This window comes from Arachidicoccus sp., assembly GCF_050436765.1.
Classification (GTDB): domain Bacteria; phylum Bacteroidota; class Bacteroidia; order Chitinophagales; family Chitinophagaceae; genus Arachidicoccus.
In genome coordinates this window covers 1-409 of sequence record NZ_JBNQGD010000079.1, presented here as the reverse complement: position 1 = coordinate 409, position 409 = coordinate 1, and the positions used below count along the sequence as shown (strand labels likewise).

Sequence of the window (409 nt, the reverse complement as noted above, 5' to 3'; positions counted from 1 at the left end):
CATGTCTTTCAAGGGCAGTACAATCCAGCGTTTCAATAAACGCGCGCCCATTGGGGTAACAGTATTATCCAGCACTTTCAATAAATTATTTCCGTCCTGGGAGCCATTACTTAAAATTTCCAGGTTACGAATCGTAAACCTATCCATCCATAAATGCTCATCCCGCTCAATACGCTGAATGGTGGAAATATGTTTTAAATTAGGATGTTCTGTTTCTTTTAAATAATATAAAATAGCACCTGCAGCAATAATTCCACAACGCATACTTTCTATTCCAAACCCTTTAAGGCTATGGGTTTGGAAATGTTTCAACAAACTCTCTTCTGCAAAAGTCTCCTCAAAAATCCAACTTTCCAATGTATAAGTAAATATTTTTGTGCCTAATATTTATTTAAATTTCCTTTGCTGA

General features: G+C 35.7%; 1 pseudogene. It reads right to left on the bottom strand.

Annotated features, from left to right (window positions below):
- Positions 1 to 357, bottom strand: a pseudogene (locus ACQR30_RS03340) (DNA mismatch repair protein MutS); the annotation flags it as partial.
- Between the last annotated feature and the right edge of the window lie 52 nt (positions 358 to 409).